We start from the raw sequence: 26,372 nt of genomic DNA, 5'->3' as shown, positions 1-26,372 counted from the left end.
GGCATTTTCTGGAAAGAATTTGCCGGCTTTGCTGCGAAATGCAGTATTTAATTGATTTGCTTTGCTTTGAATTCACTGGGAGAAATACCATAGTACTTTTTGAACAGCCGCGCAAAGTAAAAGGGATCCTCAATTCCAACGGCGGCGGAGACCTCGTTTACATAGGTGTTGCCTTCGGTAAGCATAGCCGCGGCTTGTTTCATGCGCTTTTCATTCAAATACTGAAAAATGCTTTGCCCGGTTTCCTTTTTGAAAAGCCTGCAAAGATAGCTTTTGTCCAGGCTTACGTAGGAGGCTATTTCATCGAGGGAAAGCTTTAGCATGTAATGGTATTGAAGATACAGCAGCACGGCTTTAACATCCGGGTGGCACCTTTGGTAATGGGAAGGAAGGCTATTTTCCATCAAAGAAGGCAGAAGCTGCAGCAGGATCGATTTGAATTCTGCCGCACTGGCACAGTTTAGCAATGCGGCGTGTTGGGAAAAAATGGAGGCGCCCGCTGGAATAGAGTTGGAAAGTATCAGCACCTGTACCACGTGATAGGCATAATTGCAGGCTTCGCTTGGGGAAATAAAATGGGAAGAGCAGTCCTCCAGGAAGCGGTCGATATCAAGTTCCAGCTCTTTTATGCCTCCCTCAAAAAAATGCTCTGTGAGATATTGAGCGGCATCCTTCGGGGGCATGGGCTCTACAAAAGAGGAATGAGGAAAGCTTTGCGCACCAAGAGAAACAGGAAAAGAAGAATAGAATAGGGCTGGCTCCATTTCTCTGCAGCGATCATATTCTTCCTTTAATGCTTCGAGGGTTCGGATGGGCTTGGAAAAAACAACGGCGCACCGCCGGTTTAAGTACATTTGGAGCTGACGAAGGATCTGCGTTGCGCGTAATTGTATCGATTCCTCTACAGTGTTTTCCGGAAACGGCGAGAGGCAGAAGTATTCATCGGTGGGAAATTTCAGAACATCCGATTTTCCCAAAATAGAATGCAGGATACTCTTTACGCTGTTTTCAGGCAGCGGCCTCCCGGAGGATATTTTTTCAGCTGTGATAAAAAATAAAACATATGGCGGAGTGGTAAGAAATTTTTCCTCTGCGGCGGGGGCAGTCGGCTCGGGATCTCCTAAGAGGTAGGTGTAAAAAAACGCATTCCGGTATTTTTCCAAGGAATGGTTGTCAGAAGCCGCTTCCTGATGATTGTGAAACGTTCTGCTCTGTTGCTCCAGCTTTTGTGTGGCGCGCTTTAATTGAGCCAGCAGTGATTTTTGGTCCATATTGACCTTGAGCATATAGTCCTGCGCTCCGGAAAGCAGCGCTTCCCGCACAAGATCAAAGTCAGAATAATTACTCATCACAAGGATAACGCCTGGGAAATTTTCCGCAGTGAGCCGATGGATCAATTCCAGCCCATCCATGTGAGGCATTTTGAGATCAGTGATGAGAATATCCACCTTGTTTTTTTGCAGGAAAGCAAGGGCCTCATTCCCATTGCCGGCAGTGCCGACCACAGTATAGGGAGTTGTTTCCTGGTCTAAAAGGCTTAAAAAAGCCATTTTTGCTGCAGGCTCGTCATCTACAAGCAGAATATGATACATCAGTGCTCCTCTCCTTCCGGCATATTGTTTTGAACCAGCGGAAGCTCTATTTTGCACGTTGTTCCTATGCCTGGCTGGCTTTCAACGACCAATCCGTATTCGTTGCCGTAGTACAGACGAAGCCGCTCGTCTACATTGGAAAGCCCTATCCCGGAAAAGCTTTCACGAGAAGCGGTTCCGTTCTGAACGCAAAAGCCTTTTCCATTATCCTGTACCGTAATAACCACAGATACCGCATTCTGAATATGAGCTGAAATGAGGATCTCGATGATCTGTTCACCGCCATCCGTACCGTGCAAAACGGCATTTTCCGCCAGAGGCTGAAGGATGAACCTCGGTACAAAATAGCTCTTTAGCGGTTCCTCGATTTGATAGACCACATCAAAGCAATCGCCGTAACGAATTTTTTGAATGGAAAAGTAGTGAGAAAGATTTTGTATTTCTTCTTCCAGCGTGATAAATTCATCATTTTTGATCAGCGTGCTTTGCAGGAGTACGCTGAGAGATTCAATGCCTTGATACAAAACCGGTACTTCATTTAACGAGGCTACCCATTTCAGCGAGTTCAATGTATTAAACAAGAAGTGAGGATTGATTTGATAGTGTAAGGATTCTAATTCCAGCTCGCGCTTTCGAATTTGATCTTTTTGCCACTGGAGAGCCATTCCCTTTAGCTCCTCTATCAAATGATCCAGTGTGCGCGCCAAAAAGCCGATCTCATCCGGGCTGGTATCATCAATAGTTTGCTCCAGATCTTCATCTGATATGATATTGCAGCAGGAAACAATGTGCTTGATGGGAAGAACGATACTGTAGTAAACAAGCAGTGTGGCGGCAAAGCCAATCACAAATAAGGCCATGGCCAAAAGGGCTAGATTTGTGGTGATCTCCCGCGTCTCGTTGTGAATATAGCTGTTGGGAACCGTGACTACAAAATAACAATCATAAACAGGGTTGTAATTGTACACAGCCAGGTAATGTTTTCCGTTTTCATCCACAGTAAAGCTGTTTTCGCGCTCTGCGTGGTTTTCCAGCAGCCGTGCATATAAAAGCTCGTCCACAGTGCTTCCGCCGGTAATTTGGCTGTCGTCGTTTGAGGCGAGCACTGTCCCCTTTGAGCTCATTAAAAATGCGGTGCTCTCTAAGCCAAAATCAATTCCGCTGAAAATCTGGTCGCTCAACAGCCGTGCGTTGATGTACACGAGAATATATCCCAGCGGCTTGATCGCTGTTGTGGAACGATATATTTTCCGCCCGAGAACCAGGTTGTTAGAGGTAAGGCGGCTGGCGGCGTATTGAAGGCTGTCGTTGGAAGAAACGCGGTCGATATCAGAAAGAAGCTGGTCGTACGGCGTGCTGGCGGCACTCTCAAAGCCCCAGCTATAGAGGAGCTCAGAATCCAAGCTTATGATCTGAATTTCACGCAGATAAGGTCCGGCCAAAGCCTTGCTTCTGTTTTCCTGCATAATAGAGTGGATCTGCTCAGTTGTTTGCCGCTCGTGCTCTCCGGAAGAAGTAAACAAGCTTTGTACACTGTCCATAACGGAAAGGGAATCAATATAATAACCGTATTTCTCTAATTCGAGCTGCAAATTCTTATTTAACAGCTTTGCGGATTGCTCCGCATATTCTCCCACCTTGGAGCGCACTGAATCCGTATAGACCTGGTATGCGTAAAGCCCGATAGCCACAACAGGGATCAAAGAAATAGCCAAAAATGTGATCAAAAGACGGGACTGAAGCTTGATTTTCCGCAAAAGCGTAATGATTTTACGGAGAAAGTGGGGAATGGGGAAACCTTTCTGCTGCATGCGCAACTCCTCATTTCTTTGATATGCTGTGGTGCCGTAGACTTTAGCACGTTTTTTACTAAAACGCAAGTGGATTTTACAAAGGAAAATGCGCAATGTCAATATAATCCATGCTTTTGTCAACACTTATCATTTCTTTCGCGATATTTCGAAAGTATAATGGAAACATCGACAAGCACTGTTAGAAAAGGAGGAAAAGTTATGAAAAAGGTTATTAGCATGCTGGTCGTAGTCCTGTTGCTTCTAATGGCTTTTGCCGGATGCGGATCTGCACCTGCTTCCAAAGGGGAGTCCGGCAATTCGCAAAATTCGTCCGCTGTCTCTTCAAAGGTCAGCTCCGCTGCCACGGATCAGTTTGAGAACAAAGAGCTGAATATCGCGGTATTCGAAGGCGGGTTCGGATCGGATTACTGGTATGGTATTGTGGAAGCCTTTGAAGCCGCTTATGAGGGCGTAAAGGTAAATATGCAGATCAGCCCGACCATAGGGGATACCATCCGCCCACAGATCGCCGCGGGGGATATTCCTGACTTTCTGGTTTTGAATGGAGCCAGCTACGAGGTCATCACCAGCTTGATTCTGGAACATGGCCTGCTTGACATTACAGATGTTTTCGAAGGAAAAGCTCTGGAATCAGACGAAGCGTTGAAAGACAAAATTCTGGACGGGCTGCTGGATTCCAGCGTTTGCAGCCCCTATGGAGATGGAAAAATTTATCAGGCCCCGCTGAACGGCGCGCCGGGGGGATTGGTCTACAACGCAACGCTGTTTAAGGAAAACGGATGGGAGGTACCCGCTACCTGGGACGAGTTTTTTGAGCTTGGCGAAAAGGCGAAGGAAAAAGGAATTTCTCTGTTGACGTGGCCGGGCATTTATCCGGGGTATCTTCAGAATGCGTTTTTACCGGCGATGAAGAGCGCTGTTGGGGAAGCGGGCTTTGCGAAGATCACCAGCTATCAGGAGGGTTCTGTAATTGATACAGAAGCCTTGGAGGTTTTGAAGCTGTTTGAACGCATGACTGAAGAGGATTATATTTTCCCGGGAACGGTTGCCTTGAATCATACTCAGTCCCAGCAGGAGCTGCTGATGGATCATGTGCTGTTTATTCCTAACGGAACATGGATTGAGTCTGAAATGGCCGATGCGCCCCGTGCGGATGGATTTACCTTCGCGATGGCTCCGGCGCCTGCCATGAAGGCTGGTGATACCCGCTATGTACAGGTCGCCATGGAAACCATGTCCATACCGGTGGCTGCGAAAAATCCTGAGCTGGCGAAGGAATTCCTGCGCTTCCTGTATACCGATCAGTCGGTGCTGATGTTTGCAGAAAAGGCCAATGCCGTCGGCGCTACAAAGGATTCTATCGAAATGGCAAAGAGCTACATTTCCGAAAGCATGTACAATATGTACAGCATTTTTAACGAAGAGAACGTGAAGTCCGCTGTTCTTTCCTTTGACACACAGGCGCAAGGGAGCAAGGTATCTCTGGACGATGAGCTTTGGGGCCCGGTGGCGGATGTCGTAAATGGAGCAATGACTGCCGATGTGTGGGCCGAAAACATCGAGAATGCTTTTGCGCAGATCAGAAGTGAATTGGAAGCGGCTCAATAAAGCGGAATCCCAGACGCGAATGATCCTGCAGGAAAAATTCCCGCGGGATTATTCTTTTATGAAGAAGGAGTTGATACAGATATGAAATCTGCTGTTCGCTCATTGGGTGGAAAAAGAAAAAATCCGAATCGTGTGCCGGTGATTTTTTTGCTGGTCTGTACTGTTCCCAGCCTTTTGTTAACATTATATTTCACGGTTTACCCGGCAATTCGGGCCTTTCTGCTTTCTTTTACAGATTCTACCATGCTCAGTATGAATCGTGTAAACTTTATTGGTTTGGAAAACTATTTTTATATGTTCAGCGATCAGCGGTTTTTGCAGGCGTTGGGAAATACGGCAAAGCTGCTTTTGGTCGTGCCGGTTTTTTCGTTATCGATCAGCCTGATTTTAGCGTTTACTATAGTGCAGTGCAACTTGAAAGAAAAATCTCTGTATCGCACCTTGTTCTTTTTTCCGAGCATTCTGTCTCTTACAGTGGATGGCATCATTTGGGCGTTTGTTTTTCATCCCACGATGGGAATTCTGAACGGGTTCCTGAAGCAGATCGGATTAGAATCTCTGGCAAGACCCTGGACAGGGGATGCAAGCACAGCGCTCTGGTGCATTGCCATAACGCTGGTATGGCAGGCTGCCGGATATTACATGGTAATGCATATCGCGGCGATGGACGGAATCTCTGCTGAAATATATGAAGCGGCTACGATCGATGGGGCGGGAAGCGTTGCTAAATTTTTCCACATCACCCTTCCGCTTATCAAAAATATTATCGGCATTACCTATGTGCTTTCCTTGTCCGGCACGCTGTCTTTAAGCTATATTTTAGTGCGTGTCATGACAGGAGGAGGACCCAACGGAGCCTCCAGTGTCGTACTGGAGTACATTTACAATATGGGTATGAAGAACGGCTCGTTTGGGTATGCCATGGCACTTACTGTGGTTACCAGTATTTTTACAATAGGATTGTCCGTGATCTCACAGGTGCTGACCAATAAGAAATCGGAAGGGGAGGAAGCGTAATGCGGCCGAAGCTGGGCTTGAAAAAGAAGAGAAGCCATCTGACAAACGGCTTGATGCGTCTGTTTCTGATTGCTGTTGCCGTTGTGTTTTTGTACCCTCTTTTTTGGAATGTGTACTCCTCCTTCAAAACGAATGTAGAATTTTTGGGAGATCCCTTTGCGCTGCCTTCTTCTGTTCAATGGAGCAACTATGCCCGGGCGCTGGAGAAAACAAATATCGGTGGCAATTTTAAAAACTCGCTGTACGTTGTGCTGCTGTCTTTGGTGTTGATTGTAATTTTGGTTGTCCCCTGCTCCTATTGCCTGGCCAGATTTCGCTTTCTGGGACAAGGACTGATGCGAAATCTGTATATGGCTTTGATTTTTATTCAGGCCCCCTGTATCATGATCCCACTATTTATGCAGCTGAGTGAATTGGGGTGGTTGAATAAGCTGACTCCCTTGAGCCTGCTTTATGCCGTAGGGCAAATTCCGTTTTCTGTATTTCTGCTCAGCGGATTTATGAAAGGGATCCCACGGGAGTATGAAGAGGCGGCGATGATCGATGGATGCGGGTACTTTCGGATATTGCCACAAATTATTGTGCCGCTGGCAAAGCCCGGGATCGTAACAGTATTGATGCTGTCGGCAATGGGGATTTGGAACGAATATGTATTGGCTTTGGTGCTGCTTACAGATCCCGCAAAGCAAACGGTTCCCGTTGGAGTATCTGTGATGTATGAGGTGCAGCGCTATGCGACAGATTGGGGAGCGTTATTTGCGGCGCTGGTAATGGTGCTGATCCCTACGGCGTTAGTTTATGCGTTCGGTCAAAAATACTTGATTGAAGGAATTAATGTAGGTGGTGTAAAAGGATGAAACAACAAGATTCAATTTTTGAAGTGAAGCCGGGAAAAGAATTTGCGGATATGGGGAAGCGCCCAAGGCCAGAGCACCCCAGGCCTCAGCTGATGCGCGATTCCTGGGAATCGCTGAACGGAATATGGGAGTTTGCCTTTGACTTCTCAAACAGCGGTATCGAAAACGGATTTCCGGAAACGGAAGAAGCTCCTCTGCGGATCATAGTACCGTTTTGTCCGGAAAGCCCTCTTTCGGGTATCGGCTATACTGATTTTATTCCTGCCGTCTGGTATCGCCGCAGCTTTCAGATCACACCTGAAAAAATCAGAGGGTGTATTTTGCTGCATTTTGGAGCGGTGGATTATGAATGCAGCGTATGGATAAACGGAAAATCGGCCGGAACCCACAAAGGCGGGTATACCTCCTTCAGCTTTGATATCAGCGAGCTTGTGACAGAAGGCGAAAATACGGTTGTGGTATATGCGGAAGACGACATTCAAAGCGGAAAGCAGTGCAGCGGAAAACAGAGCGCCCAGCGCGATTCTTATGGTTGCTATTACACGCGCACAACAGGTATTTGGCAAAGCGTGTGGCTGGAATATCTACCCCACGCCTATATTAAGGCTCTCCGCATGACGCCGGACGCCTTTAACGGAAGTATTGAAATAGAAGCGGAGCTTGTACAGGGCGCCGGAGCAGAGCTGACCTTCACGATACTGGAAAACGGCGGAATAACAGCGCAGAAAAAGGTTTGCTGCACAGAGCGCCTTGCCGCATGCAGATTTGATTTGGCGTCGCCGCATTTATGGAGCCCGTCCGACCCGTATCTGTACGATGTAAAAGCGGTGCTGCGGCAAGGCGAGAGCGTGGATACGGTATATAGCTATTTTGGCCTTCGAACGGTGGAGTGCCATGACCACAAATTCTATTTGAACGGAAAGCCCATTTTCCAACGCCTGGTTTTGGATCAGGGCTTTTACCCGGATGGCATTTATACAGCGCCCAGTGACGATGCGCTTATACAGGATATCAAATTGGCTAAAAGGCTCGGTTTCAACGGGGCGCGGCTGCATGAAAAAGTATTTGAGGAACGTTACCTCTATCATGCGGATCGGCTGGGATATATGGTGTGGGGCGAATATGCCAGTTGGGGGTTGGATATCACGGAGGCGGAGGGGCTTGAGATATTTCTTCCGGAATGGTTGGAGGTGGTTATGAGAGACTATAGCCATCCCTCGATTATCGGTTGGTGTCCCTTTAACGAAACAGACGAGCTCCCGGCCTGTGCGGCTGGAAATGCTCCGGATCAGGAAATTGTGCGCACGGTATATCAGGTTACCAAGGCGGTAGATCCAACCCGCCCGGTAATCGATACTAGTGGGTATTGCCACACAGCTACAGATATCTATGACCTGCATGACTACGAGCAGGAGCCGGCGGTATTTCAAAACCGTTATGGAAAGCTGGAAGCAGGAGGGGAAAGCTACGACGAAAAAGGGGACCGCCAGAGGTACGATGGAAGCTCCCCTCTGCTGATGAGCGAGTTTGGGGGGACCTTTTGGTCTTCCGATCCTTCTGTTATGGAAGAACTGCAGCCAGAGGGAGGATGGTTAAAATGGGAAAAACCGCAAAGCGAGAAAGAAGTGTGCAGACGCATTGTGGGGTTGAGCAAGGTGCTTCTGTCCGGCAAGGCTTTCTGCGGCTTTTGCTACACCCAGCTTACAGACGTTGAGCAGGAGTTTAACGGTCTGTATACTTATGAAAGAAATAAGCAATTTTCAGATGCCGTATATGAAGAAATTCGCGGAACAAATTTGCGGATCGCGGCTGTGGAAGAAGGTGATTAGCGTTTTCAAAACAGCAGGATGCCTTTCGTACGGAGCTGCTGTACGTCGATTTTTGTAGCCTCTAGCCAGCCCCCAGACGTTATTTCACAGAAGCCGGGCTGGAGATCTTCTTTGATACCCGGGATCTTCACGGAGAACACGATCCGGAAAATATCCTGACCGAGCACGAGCTTCTGTTTACGGAGCAGGGAATCAAAACCAAGGCTTTGCGTGTCAGGAAAAAGTAAAAAAGCGCCCTGCCGGGGCGCTTTTTCCGTGCGATATAATTTTTTATCGTCTCGGCATTTCAAAATTTGTCAAAGCCAGGTTTAAGTAGTCGTTGAAAGGCTTCATGGATTCAAAAACACTGGCGGCGCGGTGTATAAATTGTTTTGTGTCCCGCAGCTCCTCGTCCTTCAGAATGTATTCCAGATACCAGCTTTTGAATTTCAAAAATTCCGCCTGAGGGTGTTCCTTATCGTATTCCTTGGGAACATTTTTCAGGGCGGTTCCCCGCACGGTAAAGAGGCGTTGGAACTCCGGCGTGTGAATGATCTTTTCCCATTCCTTCGGATGCGCAGCAAGATAAGAGCGCACCATGTCCGTGGCGTTCTTGAACATATCCGCGAACAGGCCGCCGCCTAAAAACGACTGATCTCCGGGCTTTATCATCAGGTAGTAGCCCACCGGGACCGGCAGCTTTCCCCGGGAAGAAATATGAGCGCGAAAAGCGGGGAGATAAGGCGATTTGTCGTGGCTGAAGCGGGTATCGCGCATCAGCTTAAAGGTGAGCTCCTTCGGCGTGTTATGCAGAACGCTGCTGTCAAATGCGCCGATTTCCGCAATCAGCTCTCCCAGCAGCTCCTCAAAAGCCGCACAGGCTTCCTGATATTCTTTTTTGTGGGCGTGAAACCAATCCCGGTCATTGTGGCTTTCCAGCTGCCGCAGATAATTTAGGATCATCTCTAATTCCATTTTTAGGGTTCCTCCTTTTATGAATTCTTAACCACGGAAAGCTGCGGGGAATCCAAAAATTCCCGAATGAGCTGCCGGGCGCGTTCGCTGGATTGATAGGGCTTACAGAAGGCAAAGTATTGAGAGAGGTCGTCGATTTCCTCCATAGCCTCTTTTACACTGAGCATGGTTTGCCACGGAATTTCCCCGGCATTGGTGTATTCCAGCCGCGTGGGATCCAACCTGTGATTTTGAATGGCATAATTGAGCCTTTCCTTGCATCTGCATTTTCCACAGCCGTATTCTCCGCAGTACTGCTGAAGAAAATCCGCCATTTTTCTGCGGATCCTGGAAAGCCGCTGCCGGTAAGTCTCCGGGGTGATTCCCAAAATTTCTCCGGCAGCCCGGCTATCCGCCTGAAACATGGTGCCCAGAATGAAAATGCACCGGCTTTCTGGATCCAGGCATTGCAGCATGACATTGGTGCAGGAAAGCTTCAGCTCTTCTGCCAAAAGCCCTTTTTCCACATTCTGTGTCAGGTCTGGAATATCCCAGGATCTTCCATTTTCAATATCGTCTCCGTAATATTCAAAGCTCAAAGGGCGTTGGGCGAACATGTGCTTTTTATAATTTGTGAGATGGTTGACAGCAATGCGGAACAGCCAGGTGGAAAAGGCGCTTTCTCCCCGGAAGGAAGATAGATGTGTGAGCATCTTCAGCAGAATATCCTGTGTGGCGTCCTCCGCGTCCACAAAGGTGCCCAGCATGCGAAGGGATAAATTGAACACAGTATCCCGCACGCTTTCCAAAAGAGCCTCCAGAGCGGCTTTGTCGCCTGCGGTGGCTTTGCTGACAAGCTCCGCCAGTTTTTCTTGTGACAGTTGGTTCATTTTTTCCACAGCCTCCTGTTTGTTTGATCACGCCCCGGCAATTACAGAGCGCTTTTATAACACTTCTCTATTTTATTTAGAGCGAGTTTTTTCGCCTGTGTGACAGCTTTCTACAAAAATTTTTCTTTTTTTACCAAAAAAAGCCCAGGCCGCTTTCTGATGGAAAAACGCCCTGGACTTTGTTTTGTCACAACTTGAAATCCTCTTCGTCATAAGAACCGGAGTGAAGGGGGGGCGCGCAACGTGGCTCCCGCATCAAAGGATCGTATTCATATTTTTTGCACTTGCCGTTTTTCAACGTCAGCCGAAGCGTGCACAAAGGCGCCTCCCCATGCTTTGCGCCGTTGTGCAGACAATAAGAGCAGCTGAGCTCCACCCCAGCCCCAAATAAACTCTTTTTCCTTTTCCAAAACATAATATCTCCCCACAAAAAATCTAGCATCTAGCGTCTAGTATACCATAGCTCCGTCTCCGGCGCAATCCGTCAACCACTTTTTTCCTCCTGGGTGGAGATCAACAAAAACGCAAGGCACATCAGGAAAAGGGAAAGGCCGCCTGCCAGGGTACCGGACAAGGCTGTAACGCTCTGCACTGCCCCCACTGGGGCCAAAGCCTCCACTGAGCTGCCCGGAATCAGTTTTACCAGTAAAAGATAAAGAGAGGCGGCGATCCCGCCGTGAAGAAAGCGGTAACAATAGAATTTCCACTTTTTTGCAGGGAATGCGGTGAAAAAGGAAAATACCTGCAAATGAACACAGAGCCCGCCGAAAGCCAGCCCGAAAGCAAAAAACTGAGGCCCTGTCCGCAGGGATGAAGCCGCCCCGACCCCTTCGGTCACTTCGATGAGAAAGGAGAGAAGCGCGGCGGCTTCCATGGGTGTGAACAACTTAAGGGCTGCCAGCATACGGCTGAGAAGCTGATAGAGCCCACAGCCGTGAAGAAGTGTGGTCAGCCCGGAAAACAGCACGATACAGGCACACATCTTCAAAACGGCGGAGGCGGCGTCAAAGGCGGAACGGGTCACCGCGCCGCCGTGAAGGGGGGCGGGGGCCATGGATTCTCTGGGGGGAACCGGGGTCCCGAGGCCCGAAAGGATCCCCAAAAGGATCCCGGCGGCGGTCACTGAGAAAAACAGCAGCCAGCCGGTACGGAAGCTGCCCAGGACCGTGCCGCCTAAAAAGGTAACCACAAAGGCGATCCCTGGGTTCACGCAGAACAGCATCATGCGCCCGGCCTGTTCCTTTGTGAGCTTTCCCTGCTCCAGCAGCAGAGAGGCCCCTTTTGCCCCGGCGGGATATCCGCCGAGAAAGCTCAGTAAGATCGGAACGGCGCAGGAGGCGGGCAGCCGGAAAACATAGCGGGAAAGAAAGCTCAGCGCACCGCCCAAATGCTCTCCCGCCCCGGAATTGACGGCGAAGCTGGTCAACGCCATAAAAGGGAAGAGCGAAGGTGTAAGCACGGTGAGGCAGTAAAGAATACTGTTCTTCACGCTCTGCTGTACCTCTCTGGGAAAGGCCAGCAAAGCGGCGGTCAGGCAGAGAAGGGCAAGGGCGGAAAATTTGGCGGAAAGCCATTGGCTTTTTTGCCCCTGAATTTTTTTCCACCATAGCCCGTCGGCACGGTTACAAAAGGCAGTTTTCAGATCCATTGCGAGATCCCTCCTTCTCTGCAAGGAATATGAAGCTGTACCGTTATACATTCAGAAAGCGGCACATAATATTTTTGAAAAGGGAGGGATGGCGGTGGAGCAAAAGGGAAGGGGAAGCTCGGTGATCGAGCTGACCGGAAATAGGTCTGCCGTGGTGGACGGCTGCGATGGCATCGTGGATTATGACAAGGAAAAGGTGATCCTTCGCACAGGAAGGCTGACGGTGCGTTTTTCAGGCAGAAATCTCAGGCTGAAGCGGCTGACGGAAAGCTCCGCCGTGGTAGAGGGCTTTATCAGCAGTGTGGAATACAGCTATTAAAGTGGAATGGCTTATAGCCAAACGTGCCTTGCAGGCACTGGAAAGGGGAATGCGGAGCGATGCTGGAGAAAATATTTCATTTGCTCACGGGGTACGCGCAGTTCGAAATCACAGGGGATTCCGCCCGGTTTTTGAATATGGCGGCAAAAAGCGGCTTTGGCTTTTGGGACTTCTCCCGGCGGGGAGAAAAGGCCTGTGTGCGGTGCCGGGCAAAGGAATACCGGCGGCTGCTGCCCCTCGTCAGGCGGTGCGGAGTGCGCCTGCGCTGCGTCAGAAAAAGAGGGCTTCCCTTTCAGGTCAGAAGACTGTGGCTGAGAAAGGGGCTCTTTGCAGGGATCTTTTGTGGGATCGGTCTGTACTGCTTTCTCAACTGCTTTGTCTGGGGCGTCAGCGTCAGCGGGACAGACCGGCTCAGCGACAGGCAAGTGCTGGAAGCGGCAAGGAACAACGGTGTGTTTCTGGGGGCCTGGAAAAGGGACTTTACCCCCAAGCTGGCGGCCCACAGCATCATTTCCGATCTGCCGGAGCTGAAATGGGCCGCTGTAAATACCAACGGCTGCTTTGTAGAGGTAGCCGTTGGCGAAAGCGAGAAAAAACCAGAGATCACAGATGATCTGCGCTGGTCCAACATGGTGGCCGCCAGAGAGGGGAAAATTCTTGCCATAGAAGCGGAGCATGGCAGGCCAGAGGTGGAGCTGGGAGATACTGTGGAAAAAGGGGATCTTTTGATTTCCGGCCTATATCAGGAGCGGCTGGACCCCTACAGCCCGCCGCCGGAAAAGCCTTTGGAAACCCTGGGGGCTGCCAGGGGAAGCGTGCGCGCGGAAACCTACCGGGAATTTACCGTTCAGGTTTCCGCGGAGAAAAAGGAGCTGCTCCCCAGCGGAAAAAAGCAAACAAAATCAGCTTTTCGTCTCTTTGGATTTCGGATCCCGCTGGGGTGGCAGGAAGAGCCCTCTGAAAGCTGCCGCACCTACAAAGATGATTCTATGCTGACCGCCTTGGGGGTGGAGCTTCCCGTGGGAATAGAGCGGGAGGTTTCTGTGATTTTGGAAGAGCACAGCCGTCCGATGGAAAGAGGGGAATTAAAAGAGGCGGCGCTCCTGAAGCTGCGGGAAGCGCAAAAGGCAGCCCTGCCCGCTGGAAGTAAAATTTTGAAAGAGGAATTGACCTATAGCTTTCCCGACGGCATGTGCATCGTAAGCGCAAGCTGCCGCTGTGAGGAAGAAATTGGGGAGATTCGAGAAGTTTTAGTTAATCAGACGGAAACAGATGGAAAATTTTAGGTATTTCTCATATGTTTTTTTCTTGAAGAAAGGTCGAAGAATGTGATATACTAGATACCAGATGTTAGATGCTGGAAAAGGTCAAGGGCCAGGTCAGGGGATCGGGCTTTTGGATGTGGAATAAGGAGATTTCTTTGGAACAGAGATTGAGTTTGGATCGAATGGAACAGGCTGCGGAGCTTTTTGGCAGCTTTGATGAAAACAGAAAGCTGATCGAGCAGGAATACGGGGTAAATTTGCTTTTCCGGGATTCTGAGCTGAAGATCACCGGGGAAGATCCCCTGGCGGTGGACAAGGCCGTCAGGGCGGTGCGCAGTTTAATCACGCTGGTGGGCAGCGGAGAAAGCCTCACGGAGCAGAATGTGCGCTACTGCATGCGCATGGTGGCGGAGGACAGCGAGGAAAAGGTGGTAAAGCTTGCCGGGGACTGCATCTGCATCACCAGCAAGGGAAAGCCCATCAAGCCGAAAACCGTAGGCCAGCGCACTTATTGCGACAATATCAAGGACAATACCGTCACCATCGGCGTGGGCCCTGCCGGAACCGGCAAAACCTATCTTGCGGTGGCGATGGCGGTTTCCGCCTTCCGGGCTCAGCAGGTCAACCGCATCATTCTCACCCGTCCCGCCGTAGAGGCCGGGGAAAAGTTGGGTTTTCTGCCCGGCGACCTGCAGCAAAAGGTGGATCCCTATCTGCGCCCTTTATATGACGCTCTGTTTGATATGCTGGGGGCCGAGACCTACCAGCGCTATGTGGAGCGGGGCAATATCGAGGTGGCCCCCCTTGCCTATATGCGGGGCCGCACCCTGGACGACAGCTTTATTATTCTGGACGAGGCCCAGAATACCACCAACGAGCAGATGAAAATGTTTTTGACCCGCCTGGGCTTTAATTCCAAAATGGTGATCACCGGCGATGTAACGCAGATCGACCTGCCGGATGGAAAGCGTTCCGGCCTGAAGGACGCGGTACGGATCCTCCGGGGCGTGAAGGATATCGCGATCTTCCGCTTTACCGAGAAGGATGTTGTGCGCCACAGGCTGGTACAGGATATTATCAAGGCCTATGAAAAGGCTGACCGCCCCAAATGACCCGACAGAGCATGTGCCAAGAAAGGAATGGGAAAAAGTCATGGAGAAAATCAGAGTCATCATTTCCAATCAGCAGAAGCAGGTGAAAATTCCCACCGGCCTGCGAATGCTCATTCGCCGTTGCTGCCATGCCGTGCTTCAAATGGAGGAGTTTCCCTATTCCGCCGAGATCAGCGTTTCCTTTGTGGATAACGAGCAGATCCGGGAGATGAACCATCAATATCGGGATAAGGATTCCGCTACCGATGTGCTTTCCTTCCCTCTGGGGGAAAACGGCCGGTATGATGAAAACCACGAAACCGGGGCGAAGATCCTGGGAGATATCGTTCTTTCCATGCCGAAGGCGGTAGAGCAGGCAAAGAGCTATGGCCACAGCCTGGAACGGGAGGTGGGCTATCTCACGGCCCATTCCATGCTCCACCTTTTGGGATACGACCACGAAAAAGGCGGTATGGATCGGGTGAGAATGCGGGAAAAGGAAGAACTGGTCATGCAGCAGCTTGGCCTGCCCGCCAGCAGCAGCTATACGTCCGATGTTTAAGGATTCCGGGCGGGGGAAAAAGCGCACGCTGAGAAACAGCTTTGCCGATGCGTTCCGGGGGATCTGGGGCTGCGTTCGCAGTGAACGGAATATGCGCATCCATTTGACTCTGTGCTGCTATGTGCTTTTCTTCGGTTTCCGCATGGGGCTGAGCAGGGGAGAGTTGGCTTGCCTGGTTTTGACTATTGGTGTGGTCATGGGGGCGGAAGCCATGAATACCTCGGTGGAAAAGCTGTGTGATTTTACGGAAAAGCACTGGAATCCCCGTATTCGTGTCATTAAGGACATCGCCGCGGGGGCCGTGCTTTTGTGCGCGCTGGCGGCAGTGCTGGTAGGCGGCGTGCTTTTCCTGCGCCCAGCTTTGTGGCAGACAGTATTGGAGATCTGCTCCGCGCCTCTTTCTCTTTGTCTCTTTTTCCTGTCGGCTGTTCTGGCGTGGAGCTTCATTTTCATCGGTCCTACAAAAATAAAAGAATCTCTTTTCAGCAAGAAAAAAGGACGCCGCTGAAAAAAGAGGCGGAAAGCTTATTTCCACTCTTGCCCTTTCTCTAGCGTCCAGTATCCAGAATCTAGCATCTAGTTTGGAGTAACCGTAACATGGATTTTGACAATATGCCCCAGGGCCTTTCCGCGTTTTTTGCCATTGTAGGCAGGCCGAATGTGGGAAAGTCCTCCCTTTTGAATCGTCTGATCGGCCAGAAAATCGCCATTGTTTCTAAAAAGCCGCAAACCACCCGCACTCGCATCATGGGGGTGCTGACCGATGAGGAATGTCAGCTGGTCTTTCTGGATACGCCCGGGCTTCTGAAGCCCAGGAATTCCCTGGGAGATTACATGGTGAAATCGGTGGTTTCCGCCGTGGAGGGCGTGGACGCCTGCCTTCTGGTGGCGGAAGCCGGAACTGGGATCTCCAAGGCGGACGAAGAGCTGATCGGGCGGTTCCGGGCCGGTCATATCCCGGCGATCCTGGCAATCAATAAAATAGATCTTCTGCCCGATAAAACAAAGCTGATGGAGCAGATCGCCGCCTTTTCCGCCCTGTATGATTTTCGCGCGGTGGTGCCCGTTTCCGCGAAAACCGGAAGCGGTATGAAGGCGCTTCTCGGTGAACTGAAGGAGCTTGCGGAGCCGGGCGGCTATTTCTTTTCCGAGGATATGCTCACCGACCAGCCGGAGCAGGTCATCGCTTCGGAAACAGTGCGGGAAAAGGTACTGCGGCTTTTGGAAAAAGAGGTGCCCCACGGCGTGGCGGCGGTCACGGAGAGAATGGTGGAGCAGGGAGATCTGCTGGAGATCGACGTCACGATCTATTGCGAGCGGCAGAACCATAAGGGAATCCTCATCGGCAAGGGCGGCGCCATGCTCAAGCGCATCGGTTCCGACGCCAGAGAGGATCTGGAACGGTTTTTTGGCTGCAAGGTGAATTTGCAGCTGTGGGTCAAGGTGAAGGAGGATTGGCGGCAGCGCCCGCAAACCCTGCAAAGCCTGGGCTTTTCTGAAAAGAATTTAGAGCTGTAGTTTTTTGCGGGCGATCTGGGTTGCCTCAACCCAGATTGCCTTAGCACAAAAACAATAAAAAGTCTGTTTCTTCCTGTCGAACAGACAATTATTTTCCAGTCATAGCGGCGGGTCTGTCTGCAAATACTTTTCTTAAGGCAACATCGCACAAAGATTGTGCGCAAGTTGTATTGTGTACAAAGGCTTCAAGCCGGTCTTTGTGCGGTATTGCCTTAAAGGGAATCTTGCCTTTCATAAAGGGGGAAGTATTTGTGGACGAAAAGCAGGCTTGGCGCAATTTTGCCCGTTCGGGAAAAATAGAGGACTACATCAGGTACACGCAGATCAGGAACCAGGCAGGGGCGCAGGGCGTCTTTTCCATGGAGGGATACGGTGCAGATCAAAACCCAGGGGATCATTATCCGGGAACAGGTGATCGGGGAAAGCGATAGGCTGATCACTGCCCTGACCCAGGACGAGGGCGTAGTGCGCGCCTTTGCCCGGCGGGCGAAAAACCTGAAGGACAGCAAGAATTCCGCTACCGGACTTTTATGCTATTCCCGCCTGAACCTTTACAAGGGGCGGGAAAAGTACATAGTAAACGACGCCTTTCCCATCGAGGTGTTTTTCGGCCTGCGGCAGGATATCGTCCGCCTGGCGCTGGCCCAGTATTTTTGCAGCCTTGCCGCGGAGCTGGTGCCGGAGGGGGTAGAGGCCGGGGAATATCTTCGCCTGGTCTTAAACGCCCTGCATTTTTTGAGCGAGGGGACAAGATCCCCGGAGCTGTTAAAGCCCATTGTGGAGCTCAGAATGCTGTCCCTTGCCGGCTACATGCCGGATCTTGTCTGCTGCGCCCAATGCGGGGCTTATGAAGCGGAGCGCATGTATTTTAAGATAAATCGGGGCACCATTTATTGCCAAAGCTGTTATTTGAATAACGGGGACCCCTGCGCGCCGCTTTCCAAGGCGGCGCTGACTGCTATGCGCCACATTATTTACTCGGATTTTGAAAAGATTTTCTCCTTTGCCCTTTCCGAGGGTGCCGGAAAAGAGCTTTCCACCGCCGTGGAGGCCTATTTACTCCACATTCTGGGAAAGCGCCCGAAAACGCTGGATTTTTACCAGAGTCTTTTATAGCTTTGTAAAACGGGGCCAACACGCTCCGGGAAGAAAGGATCGATATGGATAAAAATTACAGAGCCTTGGAGCTCGATAAAATTTTGGAAATGGTGGCAAACGAAACCACCGGTGAAGATGCCGCGGAGCAGGCGCGGAAGATCAAGCCTGTCTTTACCGCGGCGGAAGCCCGTTACTTATTAGAGGAGACAGATGCGGCCTTTGTGCTGATGGCAAAATTCGGCGCGCCCTCCTTTTACGGCTTGAAAAACGTGACCAACGCCCTGCGCCGGGCCCAGGCAGGCGGCGGGTTGGGCTTTCGGGAGCTTCTCGATATTGCCGGGACCCTTCGGGCCATTCGTTCCCTGTCTCAGTGGCATGGAAAAAGCGAGGGCATGCAAAACGCCCTTTCCGGCAGGTTCACGATTTTGGCACCCAATAAATATCTGGAAGAAAAAATCTTCACCTGTATTCTGAACGAGGAGGAAATGGCGGACGGCGCTTCTCCGGCGCTCGCTTCTATCCGGCGGAAGATCCGAAACGCCTCCGCCCGGGCCAGAGATCAGCTGGACAAGCTGATCCACTCCCAAAGCCATCAGAAGCATTTGCAGGAAAGCATCGTCACCCAGCGGGGCGGGCGGTATGTGGTGCCGGTCAAGGCGGAATTTCGCAGTGAGATCCCCGGCCTGGTACACGATACTTCCGGCAGCGGGGCTACGGTGTTTATCGAGCCCATGAGCGTGGTGGAGGCTAATAACGAGATCCGGGTGCTGCAAGCCGACGAGCAGGACGAGATCCACCGCATTCTGCTGGAGCTTTCCGGGGAAGCGGGAGAATTTGCGGATTCCGCCATTGAAAGCTATGAATACGCCGTACAGCTTAATGTAATTTTTGCCAAGGCTCAGGTGGCCTACCGCATGAAGGCCGTTGTGCCGGAGATCGATGAACGGGGCCGCACCGTGCTACAGCAAGCCCGTCACCCTCTGATCGATAAGGAAAAGGTAGTGCCCACCGATATTTCCCTGGGGGAGAGCTTTGATACGCTGATCATCACCGGCCCCAACACCGGCGGTAAAACCGTGGCCCTGAAAACCCTGGGCCTTTTGACCCTGATGGCCATGTGTGGTCTCATGATCCCGGCGGGGGACCACAGCCGGGTAGCGGTGTACCGCCACATTTTGGCGGACATCGGAGACGAACAGAGCATCGAGCAATCTCTTTCCACCTTTTCCGCCCATATGACGAATATCATTCATATTCTGGAGCTTGCCGGGGAGCACAGCCTTGTGCTGCTGGACGAGCTGGGCGCGGGCACCGATCCTGTAGAGGGAGCGGCGCTGGCCGCCGCCATCATTGAAGAGCTGCGCCTGAAGGGCGCCAAGCTTGCCTGTACCACCCATTACGCGGAGTTGAAGGCCTACGCCCTGCAAACAGAGGGAGTGGAAAACGGCTGCTGTGAATTTGATGTCGCCACCCTGCGCCCCACCTATCGGCTGTTGATTGGGATCCCTGGAAAGTCCAACGCTTTCGCCATTTCTAGCCGTTTGGGCATGGAGGAGCGTATCGTGGACAGGGCCAGGGCCCTGGTATCTCAGGAAAGCCGTGCCTTTGAGCAGGTGGTGGGGCGGCTGGAGGAGAGCCGCCGGAAAATGGAGAACGAAATGGAATCCATGCGGGCCTCCTCTCTTCAGGCGCAAAAGAGCGCCCAGCAGGCGGAAACCGCCAAGGCCCAGGCAGAAGAGCAGGCGAAAAAGGAGATCGACAGGGCACGGCAGGAGGCGGCCTTGATCGTGCAGAAAACCCGCCAACAGGCGGACGCTCTTTTAAACGAGCTGGATGAGCTGCGCCGCAGAAAGAACAAGGCCCTGTCCGCTGAGGAAAAGGCCCGGCTCCGCTCCGGTATGAACAGCCTGGAAACCCTTTCCGACCCGGTGCGAAAGCGGAGCAACGAGGGCTATACCCTGCCCAGAGACCTGGTACCCGGCGACAACGTGCTGATCTTCGACCTGGATAAAAACGCCACCGTGCTGGAAGCGCCCAAGGACGGTACCGTTCTGGTGCAGGCGGGGATCATCAAAACCAGAGTGGAGCTTGGAAACCTGCGCCTGCTGGGCGAAAAACAGAAACAGAAGCAAAAGGGCCGTACCGTGACCCGTTCCATCTCCTCCGCCGAAACCTCCAGCAGCCTGGATCTGCGGGGCATGAACACGGAGGAGGCCCTTCTGGAGGTGGATTCCTTCCTGGACCGGGTCTCCAGAATGAACCTTTCCCAGGCCACGATCATTCACGGCAAGGGAACAGGCGTGCTGCGCACCGCCGTGCAGCAGCATTTGCGGAAATGCCCCCAGGTCAAAAGCTTCCGGCTGGGCGTTTACGGAGAAGGCGAAAGCGGCGTCACTATTGTGGAATTGAAGTAGAGAAAAGCGTTTGGGAATTTGGACGATAGAAAGGGGAACGCCGTGAAACGGGAGAAGTATCAGGAGCTCAAGAGCTATATGCAGGAATGTATGTCCGACGCTGCTCACGATAAAGAGCATGTCTGGCGGGTGCTGGGCTATGCTTTGAGGCTGGCGGCAGAGCTCAAAGAACCTGTGGATCACGATCTCCTGATCGCGGCCTGTCTGCTCCATGATATCGGCCGTGCCGCCCAGTTCAGAGATCCTTCTCTGGACCACGCCGCCGTAGGGGCCGATATGGCCGCCGGGTGGCTCAGTGACCACGGCTATTCCCCGGGGTTCTGCCAGGCGGTTCGCAGTGCGATCCGCTCACATAGATACCGTACCGGCGGCAGGGCGGAAAGCATAGAGGCTCAGCTGCTGTTTGATGCGGACAAGCTGGACGTATGCGGGATCATGGGGCTGCTTCGCACGGTTTCCTATTGCGACCATGTGGGAGAGCCCTACTACACGGTAGGTGAAAACGGACTGGTGGAATTCACCGCCGATTCAGAAGCCTCCGTGGTGCAGGAATATTGCTATAAGCTGCGCCAGGTAAAAGAAAGGCTTTATACCGATGGAGCCAAACGCCTGGCGGAAGAGCTCTCTCATCAGCTGGACACGGCGGTGAACGCCGTGGTTCAGCAGGCGAATTTTGCCCGCACAGGTCTTGCGGAGCTGGAAAGCCGGCTGCTGTAGCAAACTGCCCTGGCCAGACGGCACAGATTTTGAAAAAGAGAAGGAAGGTACGCGGTATGATCCTTGGCTTTAAGATGAAGCTCTATCCCGGCAAAGAAGAGGAATATGAACGCCGTCACAGGGAGCTGTGGCCGGAAATGAAAGAGATGATCCATGAATACGGCGGCAGGAACTACACCATTTTTCTGGATCGGGAAACGCTGACGCTTTTCGGCACCCTGGAGGTGGAGAACGAAGAACGGTGGCGGCAAAGCGCCGATACGGCCATCTGCCGCAAATGGTGGGACTATATGGCGGAACTCATGGAAACAAACTCGGACAACAGCCCGGTCAGCATTCCGCTGAAGCAGGTGTTCCACTTGGAATAACTGATTAGTTGTTAGCTGTGAGTAGTTAGTTGTTAGAAAAGGAAAAGGTCTCTCCAAATTGTCATCCTGAGTCACCGAAGGTGGCGAAGGATCTCGTCCTTCGGTCTTTTTGAAGGGCTTTAAGGATGACAAGGGGGAACTGTGTGATAAATTGGAATTTGGCGGTGAGGAAAGCCTCCCTTTGCAAGCAGGGGGAGGGGGACCACCGTAAGGTGGTGGAGGGGATAGTCACACGCAGAAAGCGGGATAGAACCGCCAGTTTCAATCCCTTCAGTCACGGCTTTGCCGTGACAGCTCCCCTTACTCGCGCAAGTGGATCCCAAGGGCATTAAACTATAATTTACTGAGCATTGCTAATTGTATGTGCGCCGTCCAGTATCTAAAGAAAAGCAAAAGAACTGCTGCAAAATTTGGCATTTTGCAGCAGTTCTTTTGGTTTCTGTCTTGCAGCACATTGATTGTGCCCTGAGTCAAATACGTTCAGCTTCCAAAACCATTTCCAGAAAATACCGATGCAGGAGAAGGCTGTCCGTCAGCTCCGGGTGGAAGGCCGTCACCAGCTGGTTTCCCTGCCGGGCGGCGACGGATTTTCCGTCTACCGCCGCTAGAATCTCGGCGTTTCCCCACGCCTGCTCAATGTAGGGGGCCCTAATAAAGGTCATGGGAACCTTGCCGATCCCGCGGAATTCTTCTTCCGTGTGAAAGCTTCCCAGCTGCCTTCCATAGGCGTTTCGCCGGGCGCTGATACTCATGGTGGCAAGGTGGGGCCTCTCCCCGTCCTGAAGCCTGCTTGCCAGCAGGATCAGCCCGGCGCAGGTGCCGAATACGGGAAGACCATTTTGAATGGCCTCCCGCAGGGGAGAAAAAAGCTCCAGTTCCCGCAGCAGCTTTCCCATTACCGTGCTTTCGCCTCCCGGCAGGATCAGGCCGCCGAGGGGCGCCTCCAGATCCTTTTTCTGCCGAAGCTCCCGCCAGGGAACGCCCAGCCGGGAAAGGGCCTGCTCATGTTCTAAAAATGCCCCCTGTACCGCTAAAATCCCGATCTCGCTCATTGCCCACGCTCCGCCATCAGCAGGGCGATCTCCTGCTCGTTGATGCCTACCATGGCCTCTCCCAGGTCGGCGGAGAGCTCCGCCAGCAGCTTGGCGTCCTTGTAGTTGGTGACAGCCTGCACAATGGCGGCGGCCCGCTTTTCCGGGTTGCCGGATTTGAAAATGCCGGAGCCCACGAAGACGCCCTCCGCTCCCAGCTGCATCATCAGCGCGGCGTCCGCCGGGGTGGCGACGCCTCCGGCGGCAAAGTTCACCACGGGAAGCTTGCCGTTTTCCCGGACAAACCGCGCCAGCTCATAGGGAACCTGAAGCTGCTTGGCGGCCTCATAAAGCTCATCGTCGTTTAGAGAGGCAAGGCGGCGGATCTCGCTTTGCATTTTCCGCATGTGCCGCACCGCTTGTACCACGTCTCCGGTGCCGGGCTCGCCTTTGGTGCGGATCATGGAAGCGCCCTCCTGAATACGCCGCAGGGCTTCCCCCAGATCCTTCGCGCCGCAGACAAAGGGGACACGGAAGGCCGTTTTATCGATGTGGTATACGTCGTCGGCAGGGGAAAGAACCTCGCTTTCATCGATATAATCGATCTCAATGGCCTCCAGGATCTGCGCCTCCGCGAAATGGCCGATCCGGCATTTCGCCATGACGGGAATGGAAACCGCCTCTTGAATGCCTCGAATCATTTTGGGGTCGCTCATACGGGAAACGCCGCCTGCCGCCCGAATATCCGCCGGAATGCGCTCCAACGCCATGACGGCGCAGGCCCCGGCCTTCTCGGCGATTTTCGCCTGCTCCGGGGTGGTAACGTCCATAATAACGCCGCCCTTGAGCATCTGCGCCAAATTCCTGTTTAATTCCGCTCTGTTTTCCTGCTGTTCCATAGGTCACATTCTCCCTTCGGCAAATTTTTCTTGACAAACGCTCTGTTTTTTATCATACTCAAAACTGGACTGATGAAAATACCCATTTTGCAAAAATAATACCAGACCAGAGAGAAGGGCAGATACTTAAATGAGCAATTAGAAATGAGTAATGAAGGGAAAGCCTTCTCCTTGTCATTGCTGAGCAAAAAGTGCAGAAAGCTATGACTTTCTGCACTTTCCCGGCGAAGAATCTCGTCCTTGGTTCTTTTATAGAAGGACGAGATCCTTCACTTCGTTCAGGATGACGGAAAAAGAAGGCTGTCGTTTTCTCTAACAACTAACTACTCACGACTAACAACTAACACGCTAAATCCCAATTTAACGTACTAAGCCTTTGCCCTTCCTAATTATACGCGCCCTTCTCTAACCACTAACCACTAACTACTAACAACTACCAAGCGGGGTCACGGCAATGCTGACATATTCTTTAGAGCGGCGGGGAAAACTGCCGGTATATGAGTTTTTGTACAAAAGCATTCGGGAGGATATCCTTTCAGGAAAGCTGAAGGCGGGGGAAAGGCTGCCTCCGAAGCGGGGGCTGGCGGAGCACCTGGGTGTAAGTGTGATGACCGTGGAAAACGCTTATGCCCAGCTTTTGCTGGAGGGCTATCTGCGCGCGGAACAGCGCCGGGGTTATTTCGTGTGCGCGCTGGAGCAGCCGGTGCGGCAGCCTTCCGCTTTGCCGGTACGATCGGCGGAGCCGGAGGACACAGGGAAGGAATGGTTTGCCGATCTGAAAACCAACCGCACGCCTCAGGAACAGTTTCCCTTTTCCGTGTGGGCAAAGCTCATGCGGGAGGTGCTCACCGAGCGGGACCCCTCTCTGCTTGCCCCCATGCCGGGGCGGGGCCTTTTTCAGCTCAGGCGGGCGATTGCGGAATATCTGGACCGTTTCCGGGGTATGGCAGTCTCCCCAGAGCAGATCCTGATCGGCGCGGGAACAGAATTCCTCTATGGAATTTTGGTACAGCTTTTGGGAAGAGACACTGTTTTTGCGGTGGAGGACCCGGGATATTCCAGAATCCTTCAGGTGTATCGAGCCAACGGAGCCCGCTGTGTGCCTGTTCCTTTAGATTCCCAGGGCCTTTCCGTAAACGCGCTGCGGCAGAGCGAAGCAGAGACAGTCCATATTTCTCCCAGCCACCATTTCCCCACTGGGGCGGTTATGCCGGTTTCCCGGCGCAGAGAGCTTCTTTCCTGGGCGGAGGAGAAGGAGGATCGCTACCTCATAGAGGACGATTACGACAGCGAGTTCCGCTTTTCCGGAAAACCGGTTCCCACCATGCAGAGCATAGACCGGGCGGGACGAGTACTCTATGTCAATACCTTTTCCAAAACGCTTACCCCGGCGATCCGTATCAGTTACCTGGTGCTGCCGCCGGAGCTTTCCCGGCGGTTTTCCCGGCGGCTCGGTTTTATTTCCTGTACGGTTCCCAGCTTTGAGCAAATGACCCTGGCAAAATTTATCGCGGGAGGCTTCTTTGAGTCTCACCTAGCCAGAACCCGGCATTTTTACCGCCGCCGGCGGGACGCCATGGTCGAGGCGATCCTGAAAAGCCCCCTGGGAAGCCGCTGTCAGATCCGGGAAGCGGACGCGGGCCTGCATTTCCTGCTGGAAACACATTCACCTTATCCCGATGAAGAGCTGACGCGCCGGGCGGCGGAGCGGGGCATACAGCTTTCCTGCCTGTCCGGATATCACAGCCGCCCGGCACGGGCAGGCGGCGGGTGTATCGTGGTGAATTATTCCGGTATCGCTCCGGAGCGCATGGAGGAAACCGCCCGGCGGCTGGCGGAAGCCGTGTACTGAGTAAGGGCATAAGGCAAAGCCCATGACCGGCGTACTCGGCATGAACTTCGCCAAGGACAAAAGAGGTGATTCGATTGGCAAAATACTTTTGGGATACGGGTTTTACGATCTCGCCCGGAAAAGGATTTTCTCTGTTTAGCCTCGGGCATTTAGCCTGGCTGGGGGCCTGCCTTTTCTTGTGTCTTTTGCTGGGAAGCCGTTATCGGGCCTGGGGGGAGAGAAAGCGAAAAAGCTGTCTCCGGCTTTTGGCGGCTCTGCTGCTCCTGGACGAGCTTTTTAAGGTCTGCTCCACGCTGATAACCGGCCGTTTCCGGGTGGATTTTCTGCCCCTGCACCTTTGCAGCATCAATATTTTTGTGATCCTGGCGGACGTGTGCAGGCCCACCGCCGCTCTGCAGGAGATCCTCTATGCCATATGCCTGCCGGGAGCGGCCCTTGCCCTGCTGTTTCCCGGCTGGAGCTATCTGCCCTTGTGCAACGCCCTGTGTATTCACAGCTTTACCGCCCATATCCTGCTGTTTCTGTATCCCTTTTTGCTGCTGTGCGGCGGTTTTCAGCCCAGCCTTTCCCGATTCCTGAAGGCGCTGCCCTTCTGTTTGCCGGTGGTAGCGGCCGTCTATTGCTTCAACCGAAGCTTCGGCACCAATTTCATGTTCCTCAGCTCCGCGGGAGAGGGAAATCCCCTTTCCCTGTTTGAAGCCTGGCTGGGAACCCCCGGTTATCTGATCGGCCTGCCGGTTCTCTGCCTCCTCTGCTGGACGGTTCTTTATGGAGGACAATGCCTGCTGAAAAGAACCAGGCGATCATAGGCAATGGCAATTAGCAATTAGTAATTGATAATTAATAATAAAAGACAATTGCCCTTTGCCATTCTGAGCCGCAGGCGAAGAATCTCGTCCTTAATTTCAGGACAAAAGGACCAAGGACGAGATTCTTCACCGAGAAAGCAAGGCCTCCTTGCTTTCTGTTCAGTAATGACAGGAGGGAGGTGCGTGGATAGCCGCTAAATTCCAATTTAACGTACCAATCCCCTTGCCCTTCCTAATTGCT

General features: G+C 52.3%; 24 protein-coding genes. 16 read left to right on the top strand and 8 right to left on the bottom strand.

Annotation, left to right across the window (positions count from 1 at the left end; all coding sequences use genetic code 11):
• Positions 1-47: 47 nt before the first annotated feature.
• The gene (locus U8T64_RS11820; protein WP_322183698.1) at positions 48-1,592 is read right to left on the bottom strand and encodes a response regulator; all 1,545 of its coding nucleotides are present in this window, start codon (positions 1,590-1,592) and stop codon (positions 48-50) included.
• Positions 1,592-3,403, bottom strand: a complete 1,812-nt coding sequence (locus U8T64_RS11815; RefSeq protein WP_322183696.1) for a sensor histidine kinase — start codon at positions 3,401-3,403, stop codon at positions 1,592-1,594. The genes U8T64_RS11820 and U8T64_RS11815 overlap by 1 nt, the downstream gene beginning before the upstream one ends.
• A 201-nt stretch (positions 3,404-3,604) precedes the next feature.
• Between U8T64_RS11815 and U8T64_RS11810 the strand changes: the two genes are divergently transcribed.
• The 4 genes from U8T64_RS11810 (at position 3,605) to U8T64_RS11795 (ending at position 8,717) form a co-directional block, all read left to right on the top strand.
• Positions 3,605-5,014 carry a carbohydrate ABC transporter substrate-binding protein gene (locus U8T64_RS11810; protein ID WP_322183695.1) on the top strand — a complete coding sequence of 470 codons (1,410 nt, stop codon included), beginning with the start codon at positions 3,605-3,607 and terminating at the stop codon, positions 5,012-5,014.
• 81 nt (positions 5,015-5,095) lie between these two features.
• Complete coding sequence (locus U8T64_RS11805) at positions 5,096-6,031, top strand: carbohydrate ABC transporter permease (RefSeq protein WP_322183693.1); 936 nt, start codon at positions 5,096-5,098, stop codon at positions 6,029-6,031.
• Positions 6,031-6,888 (top strand): carbohydrate ABC transporter permease, encoded by an 858-nt coding sequence (locus U8T64_RS11800; protein WP_322183691.1) that lies wholly within the window; start codon positions 6,031-6,033, stop codon positions 6,886-6,888. Before U8T64_RS11805 ends, U8T64_RS11800 begins: the two co-directional genes overlap by 1 nt.
• Complete coding sequence (locus tag U8T64_RS11795) at positions 6,885-8,717, top strand: glycoside hydrolase family 2 protein (RefSeq protein ID WP_322183689.1); 1,833 nt, start codon at positions 6,885-6,887, stop codon at positions 8,715-8,717. Before U8T64_RS11800 ends, U8T64_RS11795 begins: the two co-directional genes overlap by 4 nt.
• A gap of 270 nt (positions 8,718-8,987) precedes the next feature.
• Here U8T64_RS11795 and U8T64_RS11790 read toward each other — a convergent pair whose 3' ends face one another.
• The 4 genes from U8T64_RS11790 to U8T64_RS11775 all read right to left on the bottom strand — a co-directional run bounded on the left by U8T64_RS11790 (position 8,988) and on the right by U8T64_RS11775 (position 12,188).
• Positions 8,988-9,671: a DUF2461 domain-containing protein gene (locus U8T64_RS11790; RefSeq protein WP_322183687.1), complete on the bottom strand. Its 684-nt coding sequence runs from the start codon at positions 9,669-9,671 to the stop codon at positions 8,988-8,990.
• Between the two features lie 17 nt (positions 9,672-9,688).
• Positions 9,689-10,540, bottom strand: coding sequence for an RNA polymerase sigma factor (locus U8T64_RS11785; RefSeq protein ID WP_322183685.1), 852 nt, complete (start codon positions 10,538-10,540; stop codon positions 9,689-9,691).
• A gap of 269 nt (positions 10,541-10,809) precedes the next feature.
• Positions 10,810-10,950: a hypothetical protein gene (locus U8T64_RS11780; RefSeq protein WP_322183683.1), complete on the bottom strand. Its 141-nt coding sequence runs from the start codon at positions 10,948-10,950 to the stop codon at positions 10,810-10,812.
• A gap of 74 nt (positions 10,951-11,024) precedes the next feature.
• Positions 11,025-12,188, bottom strand: coding sequence for a hypothetical protein (locus U8T64_RS11775; RefSeq protein ID WP_322183682.1), 1,164 nt, complete (start codon positions 12,186-12,188; stop codon positions 11,025-11,027).
• A gap of 88 nt (positions 12,189-12,276) precedes the next feature.
• Here U8T64_RS11775 and U8T64_RS11770 point away from each other — a divergent pair, with 88 nt between their 5' ends.
• The 10 genes from U8T64_RS11770 to rhaM all read left to right on the top strand — a co-directional run bounded on the left by U8T64_RS11770 (position 12,277) and on the right by rhaM (position 21,540).
• Positions 12,277-12,507 carry a YabP/YqfC family sporulation protein gene (locus U8T64_RS11770; RefSeq protein WP_322183680.1) on the top strand — a complete coding sequence of 77 codons (231 nt, stop codon included), beginning with the start codon at positions 12,277-12,279 and terminating at the stop codon, positions 12,505-12,507.
• A gap of 59 nt (positions 12,508-12,566) precedes the next feature.
• Positions 12,567-13,793, top strand: a complete 1,227-nt coding sequence (locus U8T64_RS11765) for a sporulation protein YqfD (RefSeq protein WP_322183679.1) — start codon at positions 12,567-12,569, stop codon at positions 13,791-13,793.
• Positions 13,794-13,906: 113 nt separating this feature from the next.
• Complete coding sequence (locus U8T64_RS11760; protein ID WP_437126005.1) at positions 13,907-14,884, top strand: PhoH family protein; 978 nt, start codon at positions 13,907-13,909, stop codon at positions 14,882-14,884.
• A 40-nt stretch (positions 14,885-14,924) separates the two neighbouring features.
• Positions 14,925-15,425, top strand: a complete 501-nt coding sequence (gene ybeY / locus U8T64_RS11755; protein ID WP_322183677.1) for an rRNA maturation RNase YbeY — start codon at positions 14,925-14,927, stop codon at positions 15,423-15,425.
• Positions 15,418-15,933, top strand: a complete 516-nt coding sequence (locus U8T64_RS11750; RefSeq protein WP_322183675.1) for a diacylglycerol kinase family protein — start codon at positions 15,418-15,420, stop codon at positions 15,931-15,933. Before ybeY ends, U8T64_RS11750 begins: the two co-directional genes overlap by 8 nt.
• An 89-nt stretch (positions 15,934-16,022) precedes the next feature.
• A complete protein-coding gene (era, locus tag U8T64_RS11745; RefSeq protein ID WP_322183673.1) occupies positions 16,023-16,943 on the top strand; it encodes a GTPase Era in 921 nt (306 codons plus the stop codon).
• A gap of 372 nt (positions 16,944-17,315) precedes the next feature.
• Positions 17,316-18,059 (top strand): DNA repair protein RecO, encoded by a 744-nt coding sequence (gene recO, locus U8T64_RS11740; RefSeq protein ID WP_322183671.1) that lies wholly within the window; start codon positions 17,316-17,318, stop codon positions 18,057-18,059.
• Between the two features lie 44 nt (positions 18,060-18,103).
• The gene (locus U8T64_RS11735; protein ID WP_322183668.1) at positions 18,104-20,455 is read left to right on the top strand and encodes an endonuclease MutS2; all 2,352 of its coding nucleotides are present in this window, start codon (positions 18,104-18,106) and stop codon (positions 20,453-20,455) included.
• Positions 20,456-20,497: 42 nt separating this feature from the next.
• Complete coding sequence (locus tag U8T64_RS11730) at positions 20,498-21,172, top strand: HD domain-containing protein (protein WP_322183666.1); 675 nt, start codon at positions 20,498-20,500, stop codon at positions 21,170-21,172.
• Positions 21,173-21,228: 56 nt separating this feature from the next.
• On the top strand, positions 21,229-21,540 hold the full coding sequence (gene rhaM, locus U8T64_RS11725) for an L-rhamnose mutarotase (RefSeq protein WP_322183664.1): 312 nt from the start codon (positions 21,229-21,231) through the stop codon (positions 21,538-21,540).
• A 470-nt stretch (positions 21,541-22,010) separates the two neighbouring features.
• Here the strand turns inward: rhaM and pdxT are convergent, their stop codons facing one another.
• A complete protein-coding gene (gene pdxT, locus U8T64_RS11720) occupies positions 22,011-22,592 on the bottom strand; it encodes a pyridoxal 5'-phosphate synthase glutaminase subunit PdxT (protein WP_322183662.1) in 582 nt (193 codons plus the stop codon).
• On the bottom strand, positions 22,589-23,470 hold the full coding sequence (gene pdxS / locus U8T64_RS11715) for a pyridoxal 5'-phosphate synthase lyase subunit PdxS (RefSeq protein WP_322183660.1): 882 nt from the start codon (positions 23,468-23,470) through the stop codon (positions 22,589-22,591). The genes pdxT and pdxS overlap by 4 nt, the downstream gene beginning before the upstream one ends.
• Positions 23,471-23,924: 454 nt before the next feature.
• Between pdxS and pdxR the strand changes: the two genes are divergently transcribed.
• The gene (gene pdxR, locus U8T64_RS11710; protein ID WP_322183658.1) at positions 23,925-25,322 is read left to right on the top strand and encodes a MocR-like pyridoxine biosynthesis transcription factor PdxR; all 1,398 of its coding nucleotides are present in this window, start codon (positions 23,925-23,927) and stop codon (positions 25,320-25,322) included.
• A gap of 74 nt (positions 25,323-25,396) precedes the next feature.
• Positions 25,397-26,131, top strand: a complete 735-nt coding sequence (locus U8T64_RS11705) for a YwaF family protein (protein WP_322183656.1) — start codon at positions 25,397-25,399, stop codon at positions 26,129-26,131.
• Positions 26,132-26,372 lie beyond the last annotated feature (241 nt).

It is taken from the genome of Neglectibacter caecimuris, assembly GCF_034335015.1.
In the GTDB taxonomy this organism is placed as follows: domain Bacteria; phylum Bacillota; class Clostridia; order Oscillospirales; family Acutalibacteraceae; genus Acutalibacter; species Acutalibacter caecimuris_A.
The sequence above is the reverse complement of the archived record's forward strand: the minus strand, read 5'-3'. Positions and strand labels throughout refer to the sequence as shown.